Origin of the sequence: Streptomyces sp. NPDC005435 (genome assembly GCF_040703155.1) — a bacterium.
Classification (GTDB): Bacteria; Actinomycetota; Actinomycetes; order Streptomycetales; family Streptomycetaceae; genus Streptomyces.
In genome coordinates this window covers 16,020-37,395 of the sequence record NZ_JBEXEQ010000007.1, presented here as the reverse complement: position 1 = coordinate 37,395, position 21,376 = coordinate 16,020, and the positions used below count along the sequence as shown (strand labels likewise).

20 protein-coding genes are annotated in these 21,376 nt (G+C 73.4%); 10 read left to right on the top strand and 10 right to left on the bottom strand.

Annotation, left to right across the window (positions count from 1 at the left end; translation table 11 throughout):
- The first annotated feature begins 13 nt into the window (after positions 1-13).
- Together AB0898_RS10660 and AB0898_RS10655 are read left to right on the top strand one after the other, a co-directional pair.
- Entirely contained in the window at positions 14-1,102 is a 1,089-nt protein-coding gene (locus tag AB0898_RS10660; protein WP_366802508.1) for an S-(hydroxymethyl)mycothiol dehydrogenase, read from the top strand.
- Positions 1,102-1,731, top strand: coding sequence for an MBL fold metallo-hydrolase (locus tag AB0898_RS10655; RefSeq protein ID WP_366802507.1), 630 nt, complete (start codon positions 1,102-1,104; stop codon positions 1,729-1,731). Before AB0898_RS10660 ends, AB0898_RS10655 begins: the two co-directional genes overlap by 1 nt.
- A 70-nt stretch (positions 1,732-1,801) precedes the next feature.
- Here AB0898_RS10655 and AB0898_RS10650 read toward each other — a convergent pair whose 3' ends face one another.
- On the bottom strand, positions 1,802-2,932 hold the full coding sequence (locus AB0898_RS10650; protein ID WP_366802506.1) for an acyltransferase: 1,131 nt from the start codon (positions 2,930-2,932) through the stop codon (positions 1,802-1,804).
- 185 nt (positions 2,933-3,117) lie between these two features.
- Between AB0898_RS10650 and AB0898_RS10645 the strand changes: the two genes are divergently transcribed.
- The 3 genes from AB0898_RS10645 (at position 3,118) to AB0898_RS10635 (ending at position 5,068) form a co-directional block, all read left to right on the top strand.
- Entirely contained in the window at positions 3,118-3,906 is a 789-nt protein-coding gene (locus AB0898_RS10645) for an SDR family NAD(P)-dependent oxidoreductase (protein WP_366802505.1), read from the top strand.
- Between the two features lie 124 nt (positions 3,907-4,030).
- The gene (locus AB0898_RS10640) at positions 4,031-4,729 is read left to right on the top strand and encodes a L,D-transpeptidase (RefSeq protein WP_366802504.1); all 699 of its coding nucleotides are present in this window, start codon (positions 4,031-4,033) and stop codon (positions 4,727-4,729) included.
- Between the two features lie 153 nt (positions 4,730-4,882).
- Positions 4,883-5,068, top strand: coding sequence for a hypothetical protein (locus AB0898_RS10635; protein ID WP_161180205.1), 186 nt, complete (start codon positions 4,883-4,885; stop codon positions 5,066-5,068).
- 130 nt (positions 5,069-5,198) lie between these two features.
- Here AB0898_RS10635 and AB0898_RS10630 read toward each other — a convergent pair whose 3' ends face one another.
- Together AB0898_RS10630 and AB0898_RS10625 are read right to left on the bottom strand one after the other, a co-directional pair.
- Entirely contained in the window at positions 5,199-6,578 is a 1,380-nt protein-coding gene (locus AB0898_RS10630; protein ID WP_366802503.1) for a S1 family peptidase, read from the bottom strand.
- A gap of 185 nt (positions 6,579-6,763) precedes the next feature.
- On the bottom strand, positions 6,764-7,594 hold the full coding sequence (locus AB0898_RS10625) for an SAM-dependent methyltransferase (protein ID WP_366802502.1): 831 nt from the start codon (positions 7,592-7,594) through the stop codon (positions 6,764-6,766).
- 191 nt (positions 7,595-7,785) lie between these two features.
- Here AB0898_RS10625 and AB0898_RS10620 point away from each other — a divergent pair, with 191 nt between their 5' ends.
- A complete protein-coding gene (locus AB0898_RS10620; protein ID WP_366802501.1) occupies positions 7,786-8,172 on the top strand; it encodes a PPOX class F420-dependent oxidoreductase in 387 nt (128 codons plus the stop codon).
- Between the two features lie 39 nt (positions 8,173-8,211).
- Here AB0898_RS10620 and AB0898_RS10615 read toward each other — a convergent pair whose 3' ends face one another.
- Positions 8,212-8,628, bottom strand: coding sequence for a zinc ribbon domain-containing protein (locus tag AB0898_RS10615; RefSeq protein ID WP_366802500.1), 417 nt, complete (start codon positions 8,626-8,628; stop codon positions 8,212-8,214).
- A gap of 171 nt (positions 8,629-8,799) precedes the next feature.
- Positions 8,800-9,540, bottom strand: coding sequence for a TetR family transcriptional regulator (locus tag AB0898_RS10610; RefSeq protein ID WP_366802499.1), 741 nt, complete (start codon positions 9,538-9,540; stop codon positions 8,800-8,802).
- 199 nt (positions 9,541-9,739) lie between these two features.
- Between AB0898_RS10610 and AB0898_RS10605 the strand changes: the two genes are divergently transcribed.
- Positions 9,740-10,582 (top strand): hypothetical protein, encoded by an 843-nt coding sequence (locus tag AB0898_RS10605; protein ID WP_366802498.1) that lies wholly within the window; start codon positions 9,740-9,742, stop codon positions 10,580-10,582.
- Positions 10,583-10,717: 135 nt separating this feature from the next.
- Positions 10,718-11,443: a peptidoglycan-binding protein gene (locus AB0898_RS10600; RefSeq protein WP_366802497.1), complete on the top strand. Its 726-nt coding sequence runs from the start codon at positions 10,718-10,720 to the stop codon at positions 11,441-11,443.
- A gap of 21 nt (positions 11,444-11,464) precedes the next feature.
- Here AB0898_RS10600 and AB0898_RS10595 read toward each other — a convergent pair whose 3' ends face one another.
- The 5 genes from AB0898_RS10595 to AB0898_RS10575 form a co-directional block, all read right to left on the bottom strand.
- Positions 11,465-13,807 (bottom strand): SpoIIE family protein phosphatase, encoded by a 2,343-nt coding sequence (locus tag AB0898_RS10595; protein WP_366802708.1) that lies wholly within the window; start codon positions 13,805-13,807, stop codon positions 11,465-11,467.
- 104 nt (positions 13,808-13,911) lie between these two features.
- Entirely contained in the window at positions 13,912-14,286 is a 375-nt protein-coding gene (locus AB0898_RS10590) for a hypothetical protein (protein ID WP_366802496.1), read from the bottom strand.
- 103 nt (positions 14,287-14,389) lie between these two features.
- Complete coding sequence (locus AB0898_RS10585; RefSeq protein WP_366802495.1) at positions 14,390-15,304, bottom strand: MurR/RpiR family transcriptional regulator; 915 nt, start codon at positions 15,302-15,304, stop codon at positions 14,390-14,392.
- A 115-nt stretch (positions 15,305-15,419) separates the two neighbouring features.
- Positions 15,420-17,111, bottom strand: a complete 1,692-nt coding sequence (locus tag AB0898_RS10580; RefSeq protein ID WP_407078323.1) for an ArnT family glycosyltransferase — start codon at positions 17,109-17,111, stop codon at positions 15,420-15,422.
- A 137-nt stretch (positions 17,112-17,248) separates the two neighbouring features.
- Positions 17,249-17,932 (bottom strand): nucleoside/nucleotide kinase family protein, encoded by a 684-nt coding sequence (locus AB0898_RS10575; RefSeq protein ID WP_366802494.1) that lies wholly within the window; start codon positions 17,930-17,932, stop codon positions 17,249-17,251.
- Positions 17,933-18,252: 320 nt separating this feature from the next.
- Here AB0898_RS10575 and AB0898_RS10570 point away from each other — a divergent pair, with 320 nt between their 5' ends.
- Positions 18,253-18,993, top strand: coding sequence for a beta-phosphoglucomutase family hydrolase (locus AB0898_RS10570; protein WP_366802493.1), 741 nt, complete (start codon positions 18,253-18,255; stop codon positions 18,991-18,993).
- Positions 18,990-21,338, top strand: coding sequence for a glycosyl hydrolase family 65 protein (locus tag AB0898_RS10565; RefSeq protein WP_366802492.1), 2,349 nt, complete (start codon positions 18,990-18,992; stop codon positions 21,336-21,338). The genes AB0898_RS10570 and AB0898_RS10565 overlap by 4 nt, the downstream gene beginning before the upstream one ends.
- The last annotated feature ends 38 nt before the right edge of the window (positions 21,339-21,376 follow it).

The following is a 21,376-nucleotide window of genomic DNA, read 5'->3' as shown; positions in this document are numbered from 1 at the left end:
AAGGGGCCAGGTCATGGCGCAGGAAGTACGCGGCGTAGTCGCACCGGGGAAGGATCAGCCGGTGCGCGTCGAGACGATCGTGATCCCCGACCCCGGGCCCGGCGAAGCCGTCGTACGCATCCAGGCGTGCGGGGTCTGTCACACCGATCTGCACTACAAGCAGGGCGGCATCAACGACGACTTCCCCTTCCTGCTGGGCCACGAGGCCGCGGGCGTCGTCGAGTCGGTCGGCGAGGGCGTCACCGAGGTGGCGCCGGGTGACTTCGTCGTCCTCAACTGGCGCGCGGTGTGCGGCAATTGCCGGGCCTGTCTGCGCGGGCGCCCCTGGTACTGCTTCAACACCCACAATGCCAAGCAGAAGATGACCCTTGCCTCCACCGGTCAGGAGCTGACCCCGGCGCTGGGCATCGGCGCCTTCGCGGAGAAGACCCTCGTGGCCGCCGGGCAGTGCACCAAGGTGGACCCGGCCGTCTCGCCAGCCGTCGCCGGACTGCTCGGCTGCGGTGTGATGGCGGGCATCGGCGCCGCGATCAACACCGGCAACGTGGGCCGGGGCGACTCGGTCGCCGTCATCGGCTGCGGCGGCGTGGGCGACGCGGCGATCGCGGGCGCGCGGCTCGCCGGGGCGGGCAGGATCATCGCCGTCGACATCGACGACCGCAAGCTGGCCAAGGCCCGCGAACTGGGCGCCACCGACACCGTCAACTCCCGTGAGACCGACGCCGTCGAGGCGATCCGCGGGCTGACCGGCGGCTTCGGCGCCGACGTCGTCATCGACGCGGTCGGCCGCCCCGAGACCTACCAGCAGGCCTTCTACGCCCGCGACTTGGCGGGCACCGTCGTCCTGGTCGGTGTCCCCACCCCCGAGATGCGGCTCGAACTGCCCCTGCTGGAGGTGTTCGGCCGCGGCGGCGCCCTCAAGTCGTCCTGGTACGGCGACTGTCTGCCCTCCCGTGACTTCCCGACGCTCATCGACCTGCACCTCCAGGGCCGGCTGCCGCTGGACGCGTTCGTCACCGAGACGATCCAACTGGACGAGGTGGAGAAGGCGTTCGACCGGATGAGTGAGGGCGACGTGCTGCGCTCGGTGGTGGTGCTCTGATGACCGCCCGTATCGAACGCCTCGTCACCTCCGGCCAGTTCACCCTCGACGGCGGCACCTGGGACGTCGAGAACAACGTGTGGATCGTCGGCGACGACCACGAGGCCGTCGTGATCGACCCGGCCCACGACGCCGAGGCCATCGCCCGCGCGGTCGGCGACCGCCGGCTGACCGCCATCATCTGCACCCACGCCCACAACGACCACGTCAACGCGGCCCCCGCGCTCGCGGACCTCACCGGCGCCGTCATCTGGCTGCACCCGGACGACCTGCCGCTGTGGAAGCTCACCCACCCCGACCGCGACCCCGACGCCCACCTCAGGGACGGCCTGGTCATGGAGGCCGCGGGCGCCGACCTGACCGTCCTGCACACCCCGGGCCACGCCCCCGGCGCCGTCTGCCTGTACGACCCCGGTCTCGGCACCGTCTTCACCGGCGACACCCTGTTCCAGGGCGGCCCCGGCGCCACCGGCCGCTCCTACTCCCACTTCCCGACCATCGTCGACTCCATCCGGGACAAGCTCCTCACCCTCCCCCCGGACACCAAGGTCCTCACCGGCCACGGCGAACCCACCACCATCGGCGCGGAGGCCCCGCACCTGGAGGAGTGGATCGCGCGCGGGCACTGATTCCCGCCGACACACATGAGGGGGCGGCCGGTCGAGAGACCGGCCGCCCCTGCTCGCGTCCTTCCGTGTCTTACGACCGTGCGGACGCGACCAGCGCCCTCCAGGACCTGTTCCGCTTGAAGGGCAGCTCGAAGACCCGGGCGAACAGCCACGCCCCCAGTACCGAGACCGGCAGCGCCACGCCGATCGTGAAGCAGAAGGTCGGCAGTCCCCGGCCCACGAAATGCGGCGCCACCCGGTGGATCACGGCCATGACGACCGGCAGATGGATCAGATAGAGGCTGTAGGAGAAGTCACCGAGGCTCCGCACCGGCCGTGTGGTCAGCAGCCGTACGAGCACGGCGGGCCTGCCGGTGGCCACCGCGACGAGCAGCAGCGTCATGGCGGGGGCGACGGCCAGATCCACCCAGAAGTAGTGGTCCACCGTCCACACGAAACCCCGTACGGCGCCGAGGACCAGAACGGGTACGGCCGCCAGAGCGGCGAACCACCCCCACGGCAGCCGGCGTACCCGCTCCGGCGCGACGACGATCCCCGCGCCCGCCATGCCCGCGACGAACACGGGCGCGAGATGCGCGGTGAGCCCGTTGGCACCCTCGACGGGGTTCGCGCCGGGCGCCAGCACGCCCAGGGCGATCACCGGCAGTGTCACGGCCGCGACCAGCGCCGCCGCCCCGAACTTCCGCCGCACCAGCAGGAGAAGGGGGAAGAGGAGATACAGCTCGCTCTCCACGCCGATCGACCAGAACGCGCCGTTCGGCGTGGGCGCGGTGAACACGTCCTGGACGCCGAGGCCGTACACCAGGACCGACTTCGCGGTGGGCGGTCCGTAGTGCGAGGGCGACACCACGAACCAGGCGACGACCAGGCTCATGACCAGCGCCGCCCAGTACGGAGGCAGGATCCGCCACGCCCGCCGCCGCAGGAACCGGCCGACCCCGCCCGTGCGCCAGCCGTGCCGCGCCGGAGCGAGCGCCAGCGAGAAGCCGGACAGCACCAGGAAGAACACGACGGCCAGCCGCCCGAACATCAGCCCGTCCAGCCAACCGGGCGCCGAACTGCGGGGATAGCCGGGGAAGGCGTACAACCAGCAGTGGAACAGCACCACATACAGGGCGGCCAGCCCGCGGAGCCCGTCCAGTCCCAGGACCGGCCGGGCGGCGGGGAGTTGACCTGCCGGCTGTTCCGCGGGGGCGGCCACGGCGAGGGTTCCGCCGCCGGCCGGGCGGCTCGCATCCACTGAAATCGCTCGACCTCTTCTCGGGACGCCGAGCGGCACGCCGCCGCCCGCAGCGAGTGGTACGTGACGGACGGCCGGACAGTTCAACGGACTTGTCCGCGTACGGCCTCTGTCGCACCGCGTGCCGCCGGTCTACCGTCGGCCCCATGACCGATCCAACTCGCTTTGCGGGGCATGGAGTTCTCGTCACGGGTGCGGGCCGGGGCATCGGCGCGGCCGTGGCGCGGCGGATCGCCGAGGAGGGCGGCCGGGTGCTCGTCACCGACCGGGACGCCGACGCGGCCGGACGGACCGCCGAGGGCCTGCGGGAAAAGGGGCTGGACGCAACGGCGTTGAGGTGCGACGTGGGGGAGCGGGAGTCCGTCGAGGCGGCTGTCGCCCATGCCGTGGCGGCGTTCGGGACGCTGGATGTGCTGGTGAACTGTGCCGCCCGGTCCTCCCCGGACACGGAGCTGTTCGAGGACGGTCCCGACGACGTGTGGGAAGGGGACCTGGACATCACGCTCACCGGGGTCCACCGCTGCTGCCGCGCCGCCCTGCCGCATCTCGCCGCCTCCGGGCGGGGTGCCGTCGTCAGCATCGGCTCGGTCAACGGGCTCCAGGACTTCGGGGGGCACGCCTACAGCGCCGCCAAGGCGGGCCTGGCCTCGCTCACCCGCACGCTCGCCGGGCACGCGGCCGCGCGCGGGGTGCGGGTCAACCTCGTCGTGCCGGGCACCGTGCGCACCTCGGCGTGGGAGGGGCGGGACGCGGATCTGGAGGCGGTGCGCGGGCTCTATCCGCTCGGGCGGATCGGGGAGCCGGAGGACGTCGCGGCCGCCGTGGCCTTCCTCGCCTCCCGTGACGCGGCCTGGATCACCGGCACCGCCCTCGTGGTGGACGGCGGACTGACCGCCGTGCACAGGGGGTTCCACACGGCGCTGCACGGACGATGACCGACAGACGGTGAAGTTCACCGTTTCGTCACAGCATGACCGGAACCACAACCGTCCGGCCCGCCGGCGGGTCTAGTGGGCGACGGATGCCTTCGGGGCACAGGAGAGGGGAAGGGGTCGGACCATGGGGGACAAAGCACGCAGACGAGGTGCCGCCCTGCTCGGCGTCACCGCACTGGCGGCGCCGCTGGCGCTCGTCGTCACCGCCGCACCGGCCCAGGCCGCGAGCTGCACGAGCACGGCCGGGCCGTACCAGAAGCAGGTGGAGAAGTTCCTCGGCCGCCCGGTCGACGGCAAGCAGTCCAGCGCCGACTGTTCGGCCATCCGCGGCTTCCAGAACAAGCACGGCATCACCCCGGCCATCGGCTACGCGGGCCCGGTGACCTGGGGCGTGATGGACCTCATGAACAAGCAGAAGGCGGTCGGGAAGAAGCCCAATAAGGCGGGCAAGTGCCCGGTGAACAAGGGCCGCATCGCCTGTGTGAACCTCACGCTCCAGCTGAGCTGGGTCCAGGACGGCAAGAAGCTGGTCTACGGCCCCGTACCGGTGCGCACCGGCCGCGACCACTACGAGACCCGCACCGGCCTGAAGAAGATCTACTGGCGTGACATCGACCACGTCTCCAACCTCTACGACGTGCCGATGCCCTACAGCCAGTTCTTCGACGGCGGGCAGGCCTTCCACTCGGTCGGCCTGAGCATGTGGAACCCGCCGGGCTCCCACGGCTGTGTGAACATGACCACGAAGGACGCCAAGAAGTACTGGTCGCTGCTCAGGAACGGCGACGACGTGTTCGTGTACGGCCGCAAGCCGGGCACCTGAGAGCCGTAAGCCGGGCACCTGAGAAGCGGGCCGGGGGCGCCCGTTCGCCCCCGAACTCCGCCCGGGTCACGCCCCATTGACGTGATGAGTAACACGGTCCGAAATGTCCGTATCGAGCGCACTTGCTCACGTCGTCTTCACGGGGACCGGCATATGCTTCACATCATGTCCACCACTGCTGACACCGCCTGCCAGCGGTCGGCCGCGGAGGTCAACGAGGAGATCCGGGCCCTGTGGCGCCGCTCGGGCGGGATTCTCACCACCGAGCAGCGCGCGGAGTACCAGCGCCTCGTCCTGGAGTGGGCCTCCGCGACACCGCAGCCGCGCCGCCCGTCCTGAACCGGCCGCCGCGCGACCGCCGCCGTACTCGTTTCCGTTCCTTCACGACCGTACGGGTGCGTCGAGTGACCGATTTCGCCGATCAGCTTCTCGGCACCCGCCACCCCGCACCCGGACGGCCGCGCCCGGGTCAGCCCCAGGTCGCCGAGTAGTACCGCTGGTAGGCCCGCCGCTCCTGCTCCGAGCGGATGTAGCGGGCCGCGATGAGGGCGATCAGGCTGCCCGCCATGATGAGCAGGCCGGGACCCACGTTGCGGGTGTCGGTGAGGCGCGCGAGGAGGGTGCGGCCCTGGGCGATGCCGCTCACCGGGGCCGTGGAGCCGGGGGAGGCGGCGCTCGGGGCCACGGTGCTCTGCGGGGTGGCGGTGGACGGCGCCGGCGACGGGTTCTGCGCGGCCCCGGCCTTGCCCCCGGAGGTGATGAGGCGGACGTTCAGCGCCGACATCGCCTTGATCAGTGGCTGGAAGAACGTCGTACCGCCCGACGTGCAGTCGCCGCTGCCGCCCGAGGTGACGCCAAGCGCCACCCCCTCGGAGAACAACGGGCCGCCGCTGTCGCCGGGTTCGGCGCACACGTTCGTCTCGATCAGCCCGGTGACGGTGCCCTCGGGGTAGTTGACGGTCGCGTTGAGCGCGGTCACCTGGCCGTCGTGCAGTCCGCTGGTGCTGCCGCTGCGGAACACCCGCTGCCCCACCGTGGCGTCGGCCGCCCCGGTGATCCGCACGCCTTTGCCGCCGCCGACCGCGACCACGTCGGCCCCCGCCCCGGCCTTGCCGGAGTCGTACTGCACGAGCGAGAAGTCGGCGCCGGGGAAGTTGGTGTTCACCGTCGTGCCGAGCTGCTGGTTGCCCTGGTTGTCGGCGAACCAGATGGAGCCCGCCGGGCCGCAGTGGCCCGCTGTGAGGATGAAGTCCCGTTGTCCGTTGGTCACGTTGAAGCCCGCCGAACAGCGGCCGCCCGTCGAGAGGATGGGCTGCGCGCCGTTCAGCCGCGTGGTGAACGTGCCCTTCGAGCGCTCCATGGTGACGAAGTTCCCGATGCGCGAGGCGACTTTGGTCATCCTCGTCCAGTCACCGGACGACACCGTGCTGTCCGCCCGTACCACGACCCGGTTGGTGCGGTAGTCCACCGACCAGGCGGTGCCCGCCACGCGCGGTGCCGAACGCAGCGTCGCGGCAGCCGACTTGAGCTCGTTCATGCTGTGGCCCACCATCTTCGGCTCGGCGCCCGCCTGCCGCACCTGCCGTGCGGCCCCGGCGTCCGTCACCGCGACGACCGGCCGGCCGTCGGCGCCGATCCAGCTGCCCGCGGAGCGCGCCGTGCCCAGCTTCGCCGTCAGCGTGCTGCCCGTCTCGGCGGCGGTGGACGCCGTGCTCAGCGGGGCCGCGGGGGACTGCGGGGGCTCGCTCGCCATGGCCGCCTGCGTCACCATCGCGCCCCCCAGAAGGAGTCCGCCGACGGCCGCCAGCCGTGTCACTCGCCGGACGACCCGCCGTCGTGCGTGCCTCATGCCAGACTCCCGAAACCCCGAGCGCGCGACACCCCGTCCGGGCATCGCGGGGCCCTCCGGTCGATGAGCGCCCGCCCCTGAGTACGTGGGGCGGGGCGGACGCGTTCAGCGACTGCGGCGATCTTCCGGCGGGTTCCGTGGATTCCGTTTTCCCGTACGGGGAGGGGGAGTTCGCGTGGGCGGGCTCAGCCCTTGCGGGCCACCCCGCCGAACATCGCGACCTCCTCCGGTTCGTCCCCCTCGCCCGGCTCCGGGCGCCAGCGCGAGCAGGAGACGACGCCCGGCTCCAGCAGTTCGAGACCGTCGAAGAAACGGGTCACGTTCTCGGGGGTGCGCTGGGTCAGCTTCGGGGTCCCGTGCTCGTTCCAGAACGCGACCGCCTCGTCCACGTCGGGCATCGAGGGGCTGGTGATGGTGTGCGAGAGCACGAGATGGCTCCCGGCGGGCAGCCGCTCGGTCAGCCGCCGCACCAGGCCGTACGGGTCCTCGTCGTCGCCGATGAAGATGACCACGCCGAGCAGGATCAGCGCCACGGGCTCGTCGAAGTCCAGTGTCTTCGCGGCGTGTTCGAAGATCGCGTCGATGTTGCGCAGATCCTCGTCCAGATAGTCGGTACGGCCCTCGGGCGTGCTGGTGAGCAGGGCGCGGGCGTGCGCGAGCACCAGCGGGTCGTTGTCGACGTAGACGATCCGGGCGTCCGGCGCGAGCCGCTGGGCGACCTCGTGGGTGTTGTCGGCGGTGGGCAGCCCGGTGCCGATGTCCAGGAACTGCCGTATGCCCGCCTCCTGTACGAGATGGCGCACGGCGCGGCCGAGGAAGAGGCGGTCGGCGCGGGCGTACTCCCCGATGCCCGGGTGCAGTTGGCGGATCTGGTCGCCGGCCGCGCGGTCCACCTCGTAGTTGTCCTTGCCGCCGAGCCAGTAGTTCCAGATCCGGGCGGTGTGCGGCTGGCCGGTGTTGATACGGGCGCGCAGCGACTCGGCGACATCGTTGGCGGCGGCCGGGTTGTCGGTCACGTGGGTCAGCTCCTGAGGGCCTGAAGGGAGTGGTGCCTTGAGCGGTGCACGGCTCAAGACGCAATCTAGACGCAGGAGTTGATCCCCGTCGCGGGTCCCGGGTATTCCGCCGCAGGGTACGTGCGGTGGCGGCCCCCGCTCCCGGGCCCCGTCGTGCTGCCGGGCGGCGAGCGGCCTCCTAGACTGCGGACATGGACGACACGCTCCTGGCCCGGCTCGGCACGGGCACGTACCTGCTGGTCACCAGTTACCGCAAGGACGGCACCCCCGTGCCCACCCCGGTCTGGGTGGTGCGCGACGACGACGCCCTGGGCGTCTGGACGACCGCCGACAGCTGGAAGGTCAAGCGCGTCCGCCGCCGCGCCGATGTGCTGGTCGGCCCCTGCGACATGCGCGGCAACGCGACCGGCGAGCAGGTCCCGGCCACCGCCCGGATCACCGACGCGGACACCACCGCCCGCTACCGCTCCCTCATCGCCCGCAAGTACGGCATCGTCGGCCGGCTCACGCTGCTGGGCAGCCGGATCCGCCGGGGCGCGGAGGGCACGGTCGGCATCCGGATCACCCTCAAGGACTGAGCGTTCAGGGGCCGATCCGGGCCGCGAACAGCGGGCGGTTCAGCTCCAGGCCCGGTACGCCTCGTCGAGCAGCTGGAACACCGGCTCGCCCCGTACCGGGTCCTTGGCGGTGGACAGCCGCACCCGGTCCCCGCTGTGGATGCCGACGGCCGGCCCCATGACCCGGCCCCGCACCACGAAGCCCTCGGCCATCTCGACCAGGGACACATTGCGCGCCATCGGGGTGTTGCGGTGCACCACGGTGGAGTGGCGGACCGTGCCGACGCCCTGGCTGCGTTCCGTGCGCAGGTCGCTGCCCTGGCACACCGGGCAGAGCAGCCGGTGGTACATCGCCGTGCCGCACCAGGCGCAGCGCTGGAAGGTGAGGGCGTCCCTGTCCTCGGCGGAGCGGGGTTCGAGCACATCCGCCGCCCGGCCGCCCGCCGGGTGCGTGGCGCTTGCTGAGTGCTGGTACACGCTGGTCAACTCCCTGCGCTGGGCCGGACATCCCGAACGCGCGGCGTGAACCGCGCACACGTGTGCCCGGTCGTCGTGCCACCGTGCACACCGCCAGCGTATGGCACGCAGTGTCAGCCGTAAAGGCACTCCGTACCCTCAATGTGCGGGCAACGCCGTCCGGTTGCCCCCTCAGGGCCGCCCGAGCACCGCTTCGACCTCCCGCACCACGCGCCACAGCGGGGCATCGCGCCGGGCGACGACCACGATCACGTCCTCACCCTCACTCCGGACAGGCGTCACGGGCGTCACGCGGGGCCGGTCCGCCGCGCCGCCGCCCGGCTCCGCGAACGCCGCCCGCACACACCCCAGCGCCCGGTCCACGGCCGCGTCCGCGTCCCCTGCGCCGTCCGAACGCAGCCAGGACCGCAGGGCGTTGTTGTGCGCCGCGACCACCGCCGCCGCGATCACGTCCGCGCGCAGCGTGCCGTCGGGACGCCCCGCGTACCGCTCCCGCAGATAGCCGGCGAGCGCCCGCTCGTAGCGCCGCACCACCGACAGCTCGTACGCGCGCAGCCCCGGCACCTGCTTGGTCAGCCGGTAGCGGCGCACCGAGAAGGCCGGGTTCTCCGCGTACATCCGCAGCACCAGGCGGGCCGCGTCGCACACCCGCTCCACCGGTTCCCCGGTGCCGTCGCCCGCCGCGAGGAACGCGGTCATGTCGGCGAGGCAGCGCTCGTGGTCGGGGAAGACCACGTCCTCCTTGGAGGGGAAGTAGCGGAAGAACGAGCGCCGTCCGACGCCGGCCAGCGCCACGATGTCGTCCACGGTGGTGCGGTCGTACCCGCGCTCCACGAAGAGCCGGAAGGCGGCCTCGACCAGGGCGTCACGCATCGGCGGCTTCGCGGCCGGGGCCGCGCTGCTGGTGCTCATGAGCGGGAACGTAGCACCCCGACGGCCCGTGTGGCACTCGGTGCAGCGCAAGCCGCCCCGGAGGGAACCGAGTGCTGTGCGGCCGGGCCGGGGCCCGTATCTCCACGCGATCACCGCAGGGCCCGCCGATCTTCACCCCGTGCCCTCGGCGTAACCTTTCTCCACCCTGTCGCCACCGGTCCGCCCGAGGAGAACCCCCATGCGCCGCCCCCGCCTGCTCTACGTCACCGACCTGGCGTTCCCGGCCCGCGGGCGCCGCTACGGCGACGAGGACGTCTTCCTCACCTCCCGGCTGCGCGCCCACTTCGACCTGGCGCTGTGCCATCCGCTGGACGCGGCCGCGCTGATGGACGGTTACGACGCGGTGGTGGTCCGCAACTCCGGGCCGGTGCTGGGCTATCTGGCCGAGTACGAGAAGTTCCGGGCGCACGCGCTGGAGACCGGGGCCCGGGTGTACAACCCGCTCACCGGCAAGGCGGACATGGCGGGCAAGGGGTATCTGATCGAGCTGACGGCGGCGGGCCACCCGGTCATCCCCACCGTCGACCGCGCCGAGGACCTGGACCGGCTGCCGCGGGCCGACCGTTACGTGGTCAAGCCGCGTTTCGGCGCCGACTCCCTCGGCCTGCGCCTGGTGCCCGCGAGCCGGGTCGCCGAGGCGCCCGTCGCCGACGGCAGCGTCCTGGTGCAGCCGCACGTCGACTTCACCCACGAGATCTCCTTCTACTTCGTGGACGACGACTTCGCGTACGCCCTCTACGCCCCCGACCCCCGGCGCCGCTGGGAGATGAAGCCGTACCCGGCCACCGCCGCCGACCTGGAGTTCGCGCGCCGCTTCATCGACTGGAACGCGCTCGGCCACGGCATCCAGCGCGTCGACGCCTGCCGCACCGTCGCCGGTGATCTCCTCCTGGTCGAACTGGAGGACCTCAACCCCTACCTCTCCCTGGACGCGCTGCCCGAGGAGGACCGCGACGCCTTCGTGGCCACGCTGACCACCTCCCTGAACCGCTTCGCCCAGGCGGCGCCGCTCTCCGCCTGAGCACTGCCTGAGCCCTGTCTCATCTCCGCCTGATCTCCGCCGCCGGGGCGCGGTCCTGAACGCCCGCCCCCCGCGCGCCGTATCCCCGGTCGGGACCGCGCACTCCCGGACCCGAGGGACGGAAAGGAGAGCAGCGTGCCGACACCCCCCGATCCCCAGCCGCCGCGCCCCGGGCGGATCGTGGAGCCCGTCCGCGTCGTACGGGCCCGCCGCCAGGACGCGCTCGCGGAGCTGATGCGCGAGCTGCTGCCGGAGGACGGCCAGGGCCGGCGCGAGTCCGCCGGTACGCCCCCTCCCGGGCGCCCCGGCACGCCCCCGCCCCCGCCGCCGCCCGCCGGGGCCGAGGACGAGACCCAGGAACTGCCCCCGGTCCCCGAACACCCCGAACCTTCCGGAGCGCCTTCGCCGCGGGCCGGGCACCGCCGGTCCGTCGCGGTCCTCGCCCTCGGCGCCGCCGCGCTCGTCGGCTTCGGCTGCGCCCTGCTGCTCCCCGCCCGGCAGAACGCCACCGCCGCCGGCCCGGCCCACTCCGCCGCCTCGCGCCCCGTGACCATCACCCCGGCCACCACCGGACCCGCCACCCCGGCCGCGCCCTCACCCGACGCTCCCGCCGCCTCCGCCACCGCCGATCCGGACGGCCCCGGCACCCTGCGCGAGGGCGACTCCGGACCCGGCGTCACCGAGCTGCGTGAACGCCTGCTGCGCATCCCGGACGTGTTCCGGGATGGCTCGGCGACCGGCGGCTACGACGCCGTACTCGCCGCCGCCGTCGCCCGCTTCCAGGTCTGGTACGGCGTCAGCGGGGACGAGCGCGGTGTCTACGGCGACGACACCCGCCGCGCGCTGGAGTCGCGGACGTGAGCGGTCCGGCTACTCGTCGGCCTACTCGTCGGCCGAGGGCACCCGGACGTCCACCACGCACACGTCGTCGCGCCGCTCGTCCGCCAGCAGCGAGGCGAGCAGCGCGTCCAGCGAACCGGCGCCCTCCCGGCCCTGCGCGCGAACCGTGCCGGCCAGGCGGGACAGGGCCGTGTCCAGGCTCTCGCCGGGCCGCTCCACCAGACCGTCGGTGTACAGCAGCAGCCGGTCGCCCGGTTCCAGGCGCAGCTCCGCCGGCTCGAAGACCGGTGCCGCGCTCGCGCCGAGCAGGATGCCCCGGGGACGCGGCACGTAACGCACCTCGGTGCCGCGCACCAGCAGCGGCGGGGGATGCCCGGCCTGCGCCCAGGTGAGCACGCGGGTACGGGGGTCGTAGCGCGCGAGGACCATGGTGGCCGTGGTCAGCGCGTCCCGGGAATGCAGCAGCAGCTGGTTGAGCCGGGCCAGCGCCCCCGTCAGCGAGGAGCCCGTGCTGACCATGCCCTTGGCGGTGAACCTCAGCTGCGCCATCGTGGCCACCGCGTCGATGCCGTGGCCGGCCACGTCGCCGACCACGAACAGCGCCTGGTCGTCGGGGAGTTCGATCGCGCTGAACCAGTCGCCGCCGACCTGGATGCCCGACTGCGCGGGCAGATAGGCGACTTCGACGCGCAGCCCGGCGAGCCGTACCGGTCTGCGGGGCAGCGGCAGCAGGGCGTGCTGGAGCCGCCCGGCCAGGGCCCGTTCGGCCTGGAGGACGCCGCGCTGGAGCAGCATCGCGCGTTCGCTCTCGATCAGGGCCAGTTCGGCGCTGCGCTGCGCGGTGAGGTCCTGCACGAACCCGTGCACCTCCACCGGGGTGCCGTCCGGCTCGGTCACCGCCTCCGCGACGATCCGCAGATGCCGTACGCCGCGTTCGGTGTGGATGCGGAACGGCAGGTCGAACGGGGTTGCCCGGAGGGTGAGTTCGGTGATGGCCAGGGTGAGGGTGTCCGCGTCGTCCGCCGCGACCAGCTGGGGCAGCCGTCCCAGCGGCACCGGTCCGGCGGCCGGGTCCTGGCCCAGCACCGCGTACGCCTGCGCGGACCAGGACGTCTCGCCGGTGACCAGATTCCAGTTGGCCCAGCCCAGATTGCCGAGCCGCTGCACGTCGGCCAGCCGCTGTTCCTGGAGCTCCGCCGGGTCGTGGCGCAGCCAGGTCACCAGCAGACCGCCGTCCAGCGGGGCGGCCCGCACCGAGTAGGTCGCGGTCACGGGCACGCCGTCCACGGTGTCGTGATAGGCGAACGGCTCGCTCTCGAAGGGGATTTTGGTGGTGAGCGCCTGGAGGTAGCCGTCCCACAGCGCCTCGCCCGCGACGGACGGATAGCTCTCCAGGATGCGGCTGCCGACCATGTCCTGGCCGGTGCGGCCGAACACGTCCACCGCCTCGGGCGCCGCGGCCTCGATGCGGTAGTCCTCCACCTCGCCGGAGGCGGAGCGCAGCGGGCACAGCAGGATCGCGGCACCGGGCAGCGCGTCGAGCACGCTCTGCACCGGCTGGGAGCCGTCGTCGTGGTTGTCGGGGCGCGCGTCGAAGGCGCGCAGCCGGCCCGCGCACAGCCGGGCCACGGCGCGCAGCAGCCGCCGCTCGCGCGAGGTGAACGGCCGGTCCTCACCGCGCAGCACACCGAGCGCGACCCCCGAGGCGGCCCCGCCGGGCACCGGCAGCCAGGCCCGGGACCGCCAGCGGTCCGGCGGGTCGTCGACGAGCAGATAGTGCTCCCGGTCCTTGGCCAGGTCCTCCAGCCAGCAGGCCTCGCCCGCCGCCAGCGCCTCCAGCGGGGCCACATTGGTCAGGGGCGGTATCCGGTGCCACTGCGCGGCGAAGGTGGGCGCGATCCCGGCGTGCCCCAGCAGCTGGAGGCCGCCCTCGGGCAGCCGCTCGTACAGCATCACGGCGTCGGCGCCGGCCTCCGGTGCCAGCTGCCGCAGCAGACACGCGGCCAGCTCCTGCGGGGAGCCGACCCGCACCAGGTCCCGGCCCACCGCGCCGAGCACGTCCGCGATGTCACCGGTGCCGGAGGCCGCGCCCGAGAGCCGCGCGTCCCGCTCCGGCCGCCCGTCCGCCTCCCGCACGGGCGACTCCAGGGCGCCGAGCGTCAGCCAGCACTCCTCCAGAAGGGTGCGGTCGCCCGCCCGGGCCCGCCGCAGCAGTTCGTGATGGGCCGCGTCGGCGGTGCGGCTCTCCGCCGCCATCAGGGCGCCCTTGGCGCGCTCCACCACCGCCGTGGTCGCGGCCTCGTCGCGCAGCCGCTCCAGTTCCGCGCGCTGCCGGGCCACGGCCTGGGCCAGCGCCGTGGGGTCGGCGCCGGTACCCGGGTCCATGGGAAGCGCTGGATCGCTCGTCACGCGACGAGCATGGCACAGGTGAAGCCGCTCGATCACGTGTCCGGCCGGTACGTGTGCTGCTCACGCGGTACGCGCACCGCTCAGCGGGCGGTGCCCCGTCCGCCGAGCGCCTCGGAGACCACGCGCACACTGCGCGCGATGTGCTGGAGCTGGAGGAGTTCGGCCGCGTAGAGCTTGATCGAGTGCTCGATGACCGCCTCGGGCAGGCCGAGGACGGGCAGCTCGGTCCGGGCGGTCTGCAGCGCGGTGCGCGCGACCCGGATCTCCTGCTGGACCTGGAGCCGGGCGTGCCGGGCGAGCAGGACGGGGTGTTTGATCAGCGCCGGGTAGCCGGCGTAGCGGGCCGGGATCAGCTCGCGCAGCCAGCGGGCCGCCGAGCGCTCCCAGTCGTAGCTGCCCGGGGTCTTGACCTGGCATGGCCAGTCGGGGCTGATGCGCGTGGTGGTCATGGGCATGATCGTCGTCGCTTCCGGGTGTGCCGCGTGGGGGGCGCCGGGAGCAGTATTTATATATGCCGTCGGGTTTTCAAGACGCATGAAAACATTCATGCGTGCCGGTTCACTCCGGCAGGAAGAACCGCCGCTCCTCCGCCCCGCGCTCGTACTTCTCCAGCCGGGCCTGGGTGCGCTCGGGGTCCGCGTCCGTCATGGCCTGGAGCAGCGCGGCGGCCATCAGGCCGGGCGCCGCGTACGAGTCGAAGACCAGCCGGGAGCCGGTGCCCGTGGCGAAGGTGACGTCGGCCTCGTCGGGCAGCGGGCCGAGCGCCAGATCGGTGATCAGCGCGACCTTCAGACCGGCCTCGCGCGCCACCCGCAGCGCGGTCAGCGTCTCCCGCGCGTGCCGGGGCATCCCGAACGCCAGCACCCAGCCGCCGCCCGCCTCCCGCGCCTGCAGCAGCGCGTCGTACGCCACGCTCCCGCCCTGTGTCACCAGCCGCACATCGGGGTGGATGCGGCGGGCCGCGTACCCGAAGTACTCCGCCAGCGAGGCGGAGATGCGCAGCCCGAGGACGGTCAGCGGGGTGGAGCGGGACAGCGCGCGCCCCACCCGGACCACCTTGCCGGGGTCGGCGAGGTCGCGCCGCAGGTTCTCCAGGTTCTGGATCTCGGCGTCCACCGCGGCCTGGAGCTCGTTCGCCCGGTCCGCCTCGTGCGGGCCCGGCAGCGCGCTCAGGGCGATCGACTGGAGGCGTTCACGCAGCGCCGGGTAGCCGCTGAAGCCGACCGCCGCCGCGAACCGGGTCACCGACGGCTGGCTGACCCCCGCCCGGTCGGCCAGCTCGGTGATCGACAGGAACGCCGCCTCGGTGATGTGCTCGATCAGATACTGGGCGATCCGCCGCTGCCCCGGGGACAGCCGGGGCCCGTCGAACAGCGCGCGCAGCCGGGAGGTCGGGGAGGCCTCGGCCCGGGCGACGGAGCCGCGCGAGGTGATCGCTGACGCCTGGGCGCGTGCCGCTTGCGGAGAGGGCACCGGCCCGTCGACTTTTTCTCCCACGATCACTCAACATAGCTCACCGCCCTTGGCGGCCCGCCGGGTTGCCGAGGACGCGGGCGCCGGGGCCGGGCGCCGGGCCGTGGCCCGGGGCTCAGCGCCGGTACAGCGTGATCGAATACCCCACCTCGTCCACGGGACGGCTGGTCCGGATCAGCCGGGCCAGTCTGCCGCGCGCCTTCGCGGCCGCCGAGTCCGACACCACGAGCAGCCCGTGCACCCGGGACACGGGCACCTTGCGCGGATCGGAGGCACGGATGCCGTAGGCGGAGGGCACCCCGCTGCCCTTGTAGACCAGCCACACCCGCTCGCCCGGATACCGCTCCCGCAGCCGGTCCCCGAGCCTGCCGAGGTCCTGGCCCCAGTCCACGTTGGAGTCGTGCAGCAGCCGGTGTGTGGCCGCCGGGCCGCCGAACGCCTCGTTCGCGTACGGCAGGTAGTACGGGAACACGCGCAGCGAGGTCACCGCGGCCCAGGCCACGAGGAGGCCGGCCACCGGCACCGCCCACCGGCACCGGACCGCCGTCACACAGCCCGCCGCCACCGCCAGGAACACCGGCACGAACAGCGCGTACCGGGTGCCGAACTCCCGCGCCCCCGTCATCGCCACGGCCAGCAGCAGCGCCGGGGGCAGCAGCAGATACGGCACGGCGGGACGCGGCGGGCGCAGCGCCAGGGCCGCGACGGCACCGGCGGCGCCCAGCGCGAGCAGCGGGAGCGGGGTCTTCACCAGCAGCGCGACGGGGAGGTAGTACCAGAGCCGGCCGGTGTACACCCGCCCGAACAGGAACCCCTGCCAGGCATGGTGCTCGAAGGCGAACTGCGTCCGCATCCCGGCCCGGTAGGCGGGCGGCAGCGGCAGCAGCGCGGTCAGCCGGCCGTGCAGTCCGGCCAGGGCGGGCACCGGCTCGGCGGGGGAGAAGCGAAAGCGGGGATCGACCGCCGCGTACACCGCCCACACCACGGCGACCGCCAGCACGGCCACCACCGCAGCGCCTCCCGCGCTCAGCAGCGCCCGGCGCCGCCGGTCCGCGCCGGGCAGCGCGTGCCACACCGACAGGCCGGCGAGCAGCATCAGCACCGGGACCGCGGGCAGGGCGCTCATCTTCGTGGCGATCGCGGCGCCGAGGGCCAGGCCGGCGAGCGGTACGTACCGCCGGGGCCGCCGCCGCGCCCGCCAGGCCAGCCAGGCGGCCGTCACCAGGAAGCCGGTCACGGGCATGTCCAGGGTGGCCAGCGAGCCGTGCGCGATCACGTCGGGCGAGAAGGCGTACAGCGCCAGCGCCACCAGGCCGCCCGCCGTGCCCGCCAGGTCACGGGCGAACGCGAACACCACGAGCCCGGTCAGCAGCGTCAGCACGATCACCGGGAGCCGCGCCCAGAGCATCAGCCGGCCGGGGTCGTTGCCCGAGCCGTACAGCAGATGCCGGCCCACGGCGCCCTGGGTGCCGGGGTAGGCGGGGTCGTAGTTCGGGTCGGCCACCGCCACCCCGGCCGCGATCAACAGCTTGGCGAGCGGCGGGTGTTCGGGGTTGTAGCGCAGCCGGTGCTCGTGGAGGTAGTCGGTGGCGGTGGCGACGTAGACCGGCTCGTCGATGGTGGGCGTCTGCTGGACGGCGGTGGTCACCATGGCGACGGCCAGCTGACCGAGGAGCAGGGCGACGAGCAGGACGAGGAGCGGGCGGCGGCCGCCCGGGGGCAGACGCGGCCACGCCGGGGGGAGGACGGTCCTCCGGGTGCCGGGGACCGGCTCGTCCCGAGGGGCCGTCCGCTGTTCGCTCGCCATCGCCCGCCCCGCGCCGGCGCCCTCGGCCGCCGGGGCGACGGCCCGCGTCCCCCGCGCCCGGCGGCGCCACCGCCCCGTGAGTCGTACCGGCGGACTCTCCGCCGTGCCCAGGGGTACGGCCCCGGGGCGGCCGGGGTTCACCCCGACGCCGGGGAGGGGACGGGCGGCGCCCCCTGCGGCGAGGGCAGCGCGGCGCACGGCACGATCAGGTCGGCGGCGTCGCGGGTCGTCGCGATCAGGTCGGCGTTGCGCTGGTCCGGGCCGAGCACCCAGGCCAGCGCGTCCCCGTGCGGCTTGCCGAACTCCTCGTGCCGGGCCACCAGACGCCGTACCCGCTCCGCCTCGTCCACCTCGCAGTACCAGACCTCGTCCAGCAACGGCCGCACCCGCGCCCACGAACCCTCGCGCAGCAGAAGGTAGTTGCCCTCCGTCACCACGAGCCGCGCGGTGGGCGGCACGGGGATGACACCGGCGAGCGGCTGCTCCAGCACGCGCTCGAAGCCGGGCGCGTACACCACGTCGTCCGTCTCCTCCCGCAGCCGGCGCAGCAGCGCCGCGTAGCCGCCCGCGTCGAAGGTGTCCGGCGCGCCCTTGCGGTCCCGTCTGCCCAGCCGCTCCAGCTCGGCGTCGGCCAGATGGAACCCGTCCATCGGCACATGCGCCACCCACGGCGGCCCGTCCGCGTTCAGCGCCCGCGTCAGCGACTCCGCGAGCGTCGTCTTGCCCGCCCCGGGCCCGCCCGCGATCCCCAGAATCGCGCGCTCCCCCTCCCGGACGAGCCCACGCGCACGGACAAGAAGGTCTTCGAAGATCGACGGCATGGGCAGAGTGTGCCACCGGCGCTCCGCCGGCGGAACGGGTGACGCGGGAGAGGATCGGGATACGGGTGCGGCTGGAGGGTGTGCACGCGGGGCGTGGGGTGGCGGGGCCGCGTGCCGGCTGTCCGGGGAGGTGCGAGGCCCGGGGGACCCCCCACCACGGCGGTGGGACCGCCCCTCCCGCCCGGCAGGACCGCGTCGCCGCGCCCGCCCGGACACCTCCCCCGCACCACACCCACACAGCCGTACGCCCCCGACCCACCCGGCCGTACACCGGGAACCGGCCGGGAATCCGCCCCCGCTTCCGGGGAAGGCTGGCTGTTATGACTCAGCTCGGACTGCCCGACACCATTCTGGCCTGCCTGTTCGACCTCGATGGAGTCGTGACGAAGACGGCCGTGGTCCACGCGGCCGCGTGGAAGGAGACCTTCGACGCGTACCTGCGCGGATACGAGGGGGAGCGGGGGCGGCCGTTCGACGCGGTCGCCGACTACGACGAGTACGTGGACGGGCGCCCCCGCGCGGACGGGGTGCGGGCCTTCCTGGAGTCGCGGGACATCCACCTGCCGGAGGGCACCCCCGACGACCCGCCCGACGCCGAGACCGTCAACGGGCTCGGCAACCGCAAGAACGAACTGCTGCTCGCGAAGATCCACAGCGGCGGGGTGGAGGCCTACGAGGGCACGCTGCGCTACATCGAGGCGGTCCGGGCGCACGGGCTGCCGACCGCCATCGTGTCGTCCAGCGCGAACTGCCGCGACGTGCTGCGCGCGGTCGGCGCCGAGGACCTCTTCGACGTACGGATCGACGGGGTGGTGGCGGCCGAGCGCAAGCTGCCGGGCAAGCCGCACCCCGACACCTTCCTGGCCGCCGCCCACGACCTCGGCGTCGAGCCGGGGCGCGCCGCCGTCTTCGAGGACGCGCTCGCCGGCATGGACGCGGGCCGCGCGGGCGGCTTCGGCTACGTCGTCGGACTCGACCGGACCGGACAGGCCGACGCGCTCTACGCGCACGGCGCGCATATCGTCGTGAAAGACCTCGCCGAGCTGGGAGGAAAGCAGTGATCACGGAGCGCGCCTACACCGTCGAACCGTGGACCGTCCGCGAGACGGCACTCGACCTCGACATCCTCGCCCAGAGCGAGTCGGTCTTCGCGCTGTCCAACGGCCATGTCGGCTGGCGCGGCAACCTCGACGAGGGCGAGCCGCACGGCCTGCCCGGCAGCTACCTCAACGGCGTGCACGAGCTGCACCCGCTGCCGTACGCCGAGGCCGGGTACGGCTACCCGGAGTCCGGTCAGAGCGTCATCGACATCACCAACGGCAAGATCCTCCGGCTGCTCGTCGACGACGAGCCCTTCGACCTGCGCTACGGCCGGCTCGTCTCCCACGAACGCGTCCTCGACATGCGGCGCGGGGTCCTGGAGCGCACCTGCGAGTGGACCTCGCCCGCCGGATCCACGGTCCGGGTCCGCTCCACCCGCCTGGTCTCCCTCACCCAGCGCGCGGTCGCCGCCATCGCCTACGAGGTGGAGGCCGTCGGCCGCCGCAGCCGCGTCGTCATCCAGTCGGAGCTGGTCGCCAACGAGAGCCTGCCGGGGCCCAACGGCGACCCGCGCGCCGCGATGACCCCGCACTCCCCGCTGGAGCAGGAGGACGGCTTCGCCTCGGCCGAGCGGCTGCGCCTGGTCCACCGCACCAAGCGCAGCGGACTGCGGGTCGCGGTCGCCGCCGACCACGTCGTCTCCGGGCCCGGCCGCACCACCAGCCGCAGCGAGAGCGGCACCGACGTCGCCCGGCTCACCGTCACCTCCGTCCTGGAGCCGGGCCAGACCCTGCGGGTGGAGAAACTCGTCGCCCACGGCTGGTCCGGCACCCGCTCGCTGCCCGCGATGGCCGACCAGGTGGACGCCGCCCTCGCCGCCGCCTCCCACGACGGCTGGCAGGGCCTCCTCGCCGACCAGCGGGAGTGCATGGACGACTTCTGGGCCCGCGCCGACGTCGAGGTGCACGGCGACGAGGAGATCCAGCAGGCCGTACGCTTCGGCCTCTTCCACGTCTTCCAGGCGGGCGCCCGCGCCGAGCAGCGCGCGATCCCCGCCAAGGGCCTCACCGGCTCCGGCTACGACGGGCACGCCTTCTGGGACACCGAGATGTTCGTGCTCCCCGTCCTCACCCACACCTCACCGCGCGCCGTCGCCGAGGCGCTGCGCTGGCGGCACAACACCCTGGACGCCGCCCGCGAACGCGCCGCCCAACTGGGGCTCGGCGGGGCCGCGTTCCCCTGGCGCACCATCGAGGGCTCGGAGGGCTCCGCGTACTGGCCCGCCGGCACCGCCGCCTTCCATGTGAACGCGGCCATCGCGGACGCGGTCGTCCGCTACGTGGAGGCCACCGGCGACGTCCGCTTCGAGCGCGAGGTCGGCGTCGAACTCCTCGTGGAGACCGCCCGGTTGTGGCGCTCGCTGGGCCATCACGACCACCACGGCGCCTTCCACATCGACGGCGTCACCGGGCCCGACGAGTACAGCGCCATCGCCGACGACAACGCGTACACCAATCTGATGGCCCGTCAGAACCTGCTCGCGGCGGCCGACGTGGTCGAACGCCACCCCAAGGAGGCGCAGGCGCTCGGCGCCGACGAGGAGGAGAGCGCGGCCTGGCGCGACGCGGCCGAGGCGATGAACATCCCCTACAACGACGAACTCGGCGTCCACGAACAGAGCGCGGGCTTCACCCGCTACCAGCGCTGGGACTTCGCGGGCACCAGCCCCGACCAGTACCCGCTGATGCTGCACTTCCCGTACTTCGACCTCTACCGCAAACAGGTCGTGAAACAAGCCGACCTGATCCTCGCGCTGTACACCTGCGACACCTGCTTCGACGACGAGCAGATCGCCCGGGACTTCGCCTACTACGAGCCGCTCACCGTCCGCGACTCCTCCCTGTCCGCCTGCTGCCAGGCCGTCATCGCCGCCCAGACCGGGCACCTCAGGCTCGCCTACGCCTACACCACCGAGGCGGCCCTGATGGACCTGCACGACCTGGAGCACAACACCCGCGACGGACTGCACATCGCCTCGCTGGCCGGGACCTGGATGGCACTGGTCGCGGGCTTCGGCGGGATGCGGCGCCCCGTCGGCCGCTCCGGGCTGCGGTTCGCGCCGCGCCTGCCCGAGCACTTGCGCCGGCTCGCCTTCCACCTCCAGTACCGGGGGCGCAGGCTGCGGGTGGAGATCAGCGCGGACAAGGCGACGTACTCCCTGCTCGACGGCCCGCCCCTGCTCCTCAGCCACCACGGCGAACCCTTCACCCTGCACGCCGGCGAACCCGCCGTACGCCCGCTGCCGCCGGTGCCGCTGCGCCAGGCCCCGGAACAGCCGCCGCACCGGGAGCCGCGCAACCTCTGAGGGACCCCTGCGGGGCTCGGCGGGGTCATGGCCGAGCG